Annotated in this window: 6 protein-coding genes and 1 pseudogene; 2 read left to right on the top strand and 5 right to left on the bottom strand. The window is 69.5% G+C overall.

The genetic code is table 11. From position 1 onward, the window contains the following. The 4 genes and pseudogenes from CFP71_RS33445 to CFP71_RS33430 form a co-directional block, all read right to left on the bottom strand. Window positions 1–261: pseudogene (locus CFP71_RS33445) on the bottom strand (hypothetical protein); the annotation flags it as partial. A gap of 105 nt (window positions 262–366) precedes the next feature. Beyond that, window positions 367–1356 carry a Ppx/GppA family phosphatase gene (locus CFP71_RS33440; protein ID WP_093937939.1) on the bottom strand — a complete coding sequence of 330 codons (990 nt, stop codon included), beginning with the start codon at window positions 1354–1356 and terminating at the stop codon, window positions 367–369. Window positions 1357–1437: 81 nt separating this feature from the next. Then, entirely contained in the window at window positions 1438–2127 is a 690-nt protein-coding gene (locus CFP71_RS33435; RefSeq protein WP_005167072.1) for a response regulator transcription factor, read from the bottom strand. Then, entirely contained in the window at window positions 2124–3356 is a 1233-nt protein-coding gene (locus CFP71_RS33430) for a sensor histidine kinase (protein ID WP_167406361.1), read from the bottom strand. The genes CFP71_RS33435 and CFP71_RS33430 overlap by 4 nt, the downstream gene beginning before the upstream one ends. A gap of 292 nt (window positions 3357–3648) precedes the next feature. On the opposite strand from CFP71_RS33430, the gene CFP71_RS33425 reads away from it, so the two are divergent. Continuing rightward, the gene (locus CFP71_RS33425; protein ID WP_093937938.1) at window positions 3649–4296 is read left to right on the top strand and encodes a LuxR family transcriptional regulator; all 648 of its coding nucleotides are present in this window, start codon (window positions 3649–3651) and stop codon (window positions 4294–4296) included. After that, window positions 4293–5213, top strand: coding sequence for a hypothetical protein (locus CFP71_RS33420; protein ID WP_093937937.1), 921 nt, complete (start codon window positions 4293–4295; stop codon window positions 5211–5213). Before CFP71_RS33425 ends, CFP71_RS33420 begins: the two co-directional genes overlap by 4 nt. 74 nt (window positions 5214–5287) lie before the next feature. On the opposite strand, the gene CFP71_RS33415 is transcribed toward CFP71_RS33420, so the two are convergent. Next, window positions 5288–6037 carry a phosphoglyceromutase gene (locus CFP71_RS33415; RefSeq protein WP_093937936.1) on the bottom strand — a complete coding sequence of 250 codons (750 nt, stop codon included), beginning with the start codon at window positions 6035–6037 and terminating at the stop codon, window positions 5288–5290. Window positions 6038–6429 lie beyond the last annotated feature (392 nt).

Here is a 6429-nt window from a genome sequence, read left to right as displayed (position 1 = left end):
GCCGGAGTCCTGGGGGCGCGAGCGGCGCGGAGGACGGTTGGGCGGCGGCGGGGTGTCGCCGGACACCCTGTCGATGTTCGCCTGCGGCGCGGTGTCGCTCACCGACGGCGCGCGTCGGCCGCGGGTGGGCTCGGGAGCCTCGTCCTCGTCGTCGGCCGCGCGGCGTCGCCTGCGGCGCCCGCCTTCGGGCTGGGCTCCGTGCTGCGCGAGCAGCTCCGCCACGGTCTTCTGCGGCGGGCCGCTCTCTGTCTCGTCCGTCATACCGTGCTGTCCAATGCGCGCTCCAGCCGTTGCGAACCGGCACGCGACGGGGCATCGGCGGCGTCGCGCGCGCTATCCACCGTCATCCGCATTTCCGTCACCTCTTCACCGTGCCCGTTCTCTGTCGACTAAGTCCAGTCGGGCGCTGCCGCCCACAGTCTCGTCCGCACCGTTCGAATGGTCCAGCCGTCGAAGGATGACACCTTCTCGCAGCGCCCACGGACAGATCTCCAGTTCTTCCAGGGAAAGCGCCCGCATGGTGGCTTGTGCGACGAGCGCGCCGGCCACCAGCTGATGCGACCTGCTCGCGCTGACCCCTTCGAGTTGTGCCAGGTCATGGGCGGTCATCCGGGAGATGAACGCGATGAGCTGGCGCAACGCGGTGTCGGTCAGGGTACGGCGCACATGCGGCCCGCTGGCCGACGGCGCCGCTCCGGTCAGCCGGGCGAGTGACCGGAAAGTCTTCGAAGTCGCCACGACCCGATCGGGTTCACCCAATTTGGCGACCTTCTTCGCCAGTGGGGCGAGTTGTTCTTCGAGCCACGCCGAAGTCGCGATGAGCTCCGAGCGGGTCGGCGGGTCGTGCTGGAACCGCGTCCGGGTGGTCCGGCCCGCCCCGAGAGGGAGCGATTCGGCCAGATCCGGCTCCTCGTCGCGGCCCATCGCGATCTCCAGCGAGCCGCCGCCGATGTCGAGCACGAGCAGTTTTCCCGCCGACCAGCCGAACCACCGGCGGACGGCGAGGAAGGTGAGCCGGGATTCGTCGATCCCGGAAAGCACCTTCAGTTCGACTCCGGTCTGCTCTTGGACCTTCGCCAGTACCTTCGGGGCGTTCTTGGCTTCGCGGACGGCGGAGGTGGCGAACGCCATGACCTCTTCGCAGCCGAGCCTGGCCGCCGCCGCCTTCGCCGACTCGACCGCCCGCACGAGGCTGTCCGCGCCCGCACGGCTCAGGTCACCGGTGCGGGTGATCTGCTCGGCGAGCCGGAGGACGGCCTTTTCGGAATGCATCGGGGTCGGGTGGGCGCCACGGTGGGCGTCGACCACGAGCAGGTGGACGGTGTTGGAACCGACGTCGAGTACCCCTAGGCGCACGAGCGTCTACGGTACCCGCCCCCGCGTCAGGTCACGAAACCGTAACCGTGATCTGTGTCGCAGGGGCGGGTACCGGACCTGTCACGTCTCGAACTTGTAGCCAAGGCCGCGCACCGTGACCAGGTGCCGGGGCGAGCCCGGGTCCGGTTCGATCTTCGACCGCAGCCGCTTCACGTGGACGTCGAGGGTCTTGGTGTCGCCGACGTAGTCCGCGCCCCACACCCGGTCGATCAGCTGCCCGCGGGTGAGCACGCGGCCCACGTTGCGCAGCAGGTATTCGAGGAGGTCGAACTCCTTCAGCGGCAAGGAGACCTCCTGGCCGTCGACGGTCACGACGTGCCGCTCGACGTCCATCCGCACCGGCCCGGCGGTCAGCACCAGGGGCGCCAGATCACCTTCGGAGCCCGGCTCGCCGCCGCGGCGCAGCACCGCCCGCACCCGCGCGATGAGCTCGCGGGCCGAGTACGGCTTGGTGACGTAGTCGTCGGCGCCGAGTTCCAGTCCGACGACCTTGTCGATCTCGCTGTCGCGCGCGGTCACCATGATCACCGGCACCGCGGAACGCTGCCGGAGCTGCTTGCAGACGTCGGTGCCGCTCATGCCGGGGAGCATGAGGTCGAGCAGGACGATGTCGGCGCCGTTGCGGTCGAACTCCTCGAGCGCCTGCTGCCCCGTCACGGCGACGGCGGCGGTGAAGCCCTCTTTGCGGAGCAAGAACGCGAGCGGGTCGGCGAACGACTCTTCGTCCTCGACGATGAGAACCCTCGTCACAGGTTTCCTCCATGGTCGGGGCTTTCTTGCCCTGTTGCCACGAGACGGGGTGTCCGCTCGGGGGTCTTCTCCGGCCGGGATACCGGCGGAGCCTGTTTCACGGCCGCGGCCGGTTCGGCACCGATGTGCGCGGGGATCCGCAGCGTGAAGGTCGATCCGGTGCCGGGACGGCTCCAGAGACCGACCGAACCACCGTGGTTGGCGGCCACGTGCTTGACGATCGCCAGCCCGAGGCCGGTGCCGCCGGTCGCCCGCGACCGCGCCTTGTCCGAACGGAAGAACCGCTCGAAGACGCGTTGCTGCTCGTCCTCGGCGATGCCGATGCCGCGGTCGGTCACCGCGATCTCGACCTTGCCGTCCACCAGCCGCCTGCTGATCGACACCGGGCTCCCCGCCGGCGAGTACGCGACGGCGTTCTCCAGCAGGTTCGACAGCGCGGTGACCATCAGCGTCCGGTCGCCCTCGATGAGCAGCCCGCTGGCGGCGTCGGTGGTGATGGTGATTTCGGCGGACTCCGCCGAAAGCGTCGTCCGGCCGAGCGCCTCGCGGACGACGGCGTCGACCTCGACGACGTTGAGATCGGGCAGCCGCTCGGCACCTTGCAGCCGCGACAACGCGATCAACTCGGTGACGAGCTGGCCGAGCCGGGTCGATTCGCGGAGGATCTTGCCGCCGAACCGGCGGACCTCCTCGACGTCCTCCGCGGCGTCGAGCACGGCCTCGGTGAGCAACGCGATCGCGCCCACCGGCGTCTTCAGTTCGTGGCTGACGTTCGCGACGAAGTCCCGCCGGACGGCTTCGAGGCGGATCGCCTCGGAGTGGTCGACGGCCTCGACCACGGTGAACCCGTCGCCGAGCGGGCGGACCTCGCCGAGGACGGCTTCGGGCTGACGGCCACGCGCCTCCAGCGGGGACAGGTCGATCTCCATCGGTTCGTCGGTCTCGACCACCTGCTCGGCGGCCTTGCGGGCCCGCGGATCGGCCTGGTTGACCTTCACCAGTCCCAGCTCGTAGGCGCGCGGGTTGTGCAGCACCATGTCGCCGAACTTGTTGAGGACGACGACGCCGTTGTTGCTGGAACGCACGAGGCGTTCGAGCAGTTCGGCCACGGTCGGGCCGGTCGGGCGCCGCTCCTCGCGGCGGGCGCGGCCCCTCGCGATCAGGAAGCCGACGACCACACCGACGATCAGTCCGCCGATGGCCAGGGCGAGTGCAACAGGCGTGGTCACACGGGAATCGTAAGCGTGCGGGTAGCCTTTTGGCCTAGTCCCGGCCGCGTACTCGTGATGCCTATGACACCTGGGGACAGGCTGTTCGCCTGCCGGTCGGCCGCCGTTCACGCGGCGGATCCCTGGCCGAGATCTCCTGGGTGAGGCGGGTCACCCGGACCGGGGACACCGGCGGCGGCCCGTGCCCGGATCGCGACTTTCGTCGTGACTATCCGGGCAGTGATCGTCCCACTCACGGGCGAATAGCGACGTTCCCGTCACGGGCCCCGGGGAATGTTGGAAGACTGTCGCCGTGGAACTCGTCAGTGACATCTCCCTGATTCGCGGAGAAGAAGAGCTGTTCGACCGGACGGCTCATCTGTTCGTCGCGGCGACCGACATCGCGTGCGCGGCCGACGACCTCTACACCTGGGCGCTTTCCCGGCCCTCGCTCACGCGGCAGGGCGAACGGCTGGTGCGCGACAAGCGGATCCGCAAGCTCTACCGTCCCGGCGTCCTGCTGAACGAGCAGACCGCGCGGCATCTGCACCACCTGTCCGGTCTCGGCGCGCAGATCCGGATCGGCACCGAGGAGATCAACGAGACGATCCTGCTCGACGAGCGGGTCGCGATCATGGCGGGCGACGAGGGCAAGGCGGTGCGCTCGTACAGCGTCATCTCGCGCCCGGAGCTGGTGCAGGGCATCCTTTCGCTGTTCGAAACCGCCTGGCTGGCGGCCGCCACGCTGGAGACGTTCGACGCGCGCTTCGCCGACATCCGGCAGGAGACACCGCAGATGCTCGAGTTCCTCACCACCGGCTGCAAGGACGACAAGGCCGCGAAGAGCCTCGGCATGGGCGTGCGCACCTATCAGCGGCGCGTCTCGGAACTGCTGGTCGCGCTCGGCGTGACGTCGCGGCTCCAGGTCGACGCGCGAGCGAGGGAGCTCGGCCTCCTGTGAAACGCTGGGCGGGATTCGTGGTGCTGCTCGCGCTCGCGGGCTGCACCACCGCGGTGTCCGGCACCGCCCGCCCCGAACCGGAAACCCCGCCCGCGAACCTCGCGCTGGTCGACCCCGCGCGGACCGCGTCGGTCCTGACAGCGGTGAAGAGGGCCACCGAAGCGGTGTTCTCCTACGACAGCACGGCCGCGCCCGCCTACGACAAGGCGCTCGCCGAGAACCTGACCCCGGGCGCGCGGGACGAGCTGGCGAAGCTGTTTTCGGAGATCCGGAACTCGCCGGAGCCGATCAAGCTGGTCACGCGGGTGATCGTGTCGGCCGCCGTCGAGCAGACGGCGGACAAGGCGCAGGTGCTGACCGTGCTCGACCAGAGCAGCACCAGGGCGGGTGCCACCAGCAAGGGCATCGCGTCGGCGCTGCTCACGACGGCACGCGAGGGCGAACGCTGGCGGATCGGCGAGATCAAGGTGAACCCCGCCGGGGCCCCGGTCACGGCGGAGAAGCCGGGCGCGGGAGACCGGGCGATCGCGCGAGTGCGGGACTCCGCCCGCGATGGCGCGCTGCGCGTCGCGGAGGCCCTGCTGAACGTGAATCCGGCTGATCCGGAAGGCACTTACGCCCGCTACGAGTCCGTGTCGACCGGGCAGTTGCTGTCCCAGTTCCAGCAGGACAAGGCCGCGCGGCTGAACCAGATCCGGAGCGGTGGCGTGAAGTCGGCGCTGGCGCCGAACCCGGCGGCCGCGGTCATGGAGATCGTGGACGACAAGGCGAGCGTGCTGCTCTACGCGGCGACCGACGTCACGGACGCGGCCGGACAGGCGACGAAGAAGTACCTGCCGATCGTGCTGCGGCTGCACCGAGTCGATGCCGCGGGGTGGAAGGCCGCCGGGATCGAGTCGGTCCAGCCCCTGCCCTGAGATGTCATGAGGGGTCCCCTTAAGACGAATTTCGTCCTAAGGGGACCCCTCATGACACTTCGGCACCGGAGCGGCTACCGGCCCTGGTTCGCGACGGCGGCCGCGGCTTCCTTGGCGGCTTCCGGGTCCAGGTAGGTCCCGCCGGTGGTGACCGGCTTGAGGTCCTCGGTGAGGTCGTAGCGCAGCGGGATGCCGGTCGGGATGTTGAGCCCGGCGATGGCGTCGTCGGAGATGCCGTCGAGGTGCTTCACCAGCGCCCGCAGCGAGTTGCCGTGCGCGGCGACCAGCACGGTCTTGCCCGCGCGCAGGTCCGGCACGATTTCGGACTCCCAGTACGGCAGGAGCCGCGCGACGACGTCCTTGAGGCATTCGGTCAGCGGGGCGGCGTCGCCGAGGTCGGCGTAGCGCGGGTCGCCGGCCTGGCTGAACTCGTCGGCCGGGTCGATCGGGGGCGGCGGGGTGTCGTAGGAGCGGCGCCAGAGCATGAACTGCTCCTCGCCGAACTCGTCCAGGGTCTGCTTCTTGTTCTTGCCCTGGAGCGCGCCGTAGTGCCGCTCGTTGAGACGCCAGTCGCGCTTCACCGGGATCCAGTGCCGGTCGGCGGCGTCGAGCGCCAGGTTGGCGGTCGAGATCGCGCGGCGCATCAGCGACGTGTGGACGACGTCCGGCAGCAGGCCGGACTCCGCGAGCAGCTGCCCGCCCTTGCGCGCCTCCTGCTCGCCCTGTTCGGACAGCGGCACGTCCACCCAGCCGGTGAACAGGTTTTCGGCGTTCCAGGTGCTCTGCCCGTGACGCAGCAGCACCAGAGTCCCAAGCTCAGCCATGTGGTCAGCCTGCCAGAGTGAGCGGAAGCGCCGGTCAGAGGGCTGGGATTGCGCTTTCTTCTACGGAGAGTGCGTTACCTGCGAGTAACACCTTCACCCGTCCAGAAGACGGGTCGCCAACAAGTCCGAATCCCCGGCAAACAGGCTGCACTCCGTTATCCCGGTTTTCAAAGTTCACTCGAACAGAGTAACCGGTAGTCTTGTGATTACAGGTGGAGATCTGACAGGTTGGCTTAGTCCCGCGCGGCCGGATTCCACGCACTCCCCGGCTCGACGCGGGTGACGACCGCGACTCGTCTCCCCCCTGCCGAGTCGCGGCGCCCGCCGGCCCCGTTGGCATCCCCCTCGTCACCGGGTCCACCTTGGCGGGAACTTCAGCGGGGCGGCTCGAG

It is taken from the genome of Amycolatopsis thailandensis, from assembly GCF_002234405.1.
GTDB lineage: Bacteria > Actinomycetota > Actinomycetes > Mycobacteriales > Pseudonocardiaceae > Amycolatopsis > Amycolatopsis thailandensis.
Note: the sequence above shows the minus strand (reverse complement) of the source record. Positions and strands in the feature narration are given on the sequence as shown.

Excerpts from the sequence above, each read along its gene's own strand:
- CFP71_RS33415 (WP_093937936.1), bottom strand. The coding sequence starts at position 6,037 with ATGGCTGAGCTTGGGACTCTGGTGCTGCTGCGTCACGGGCAGAGCACC.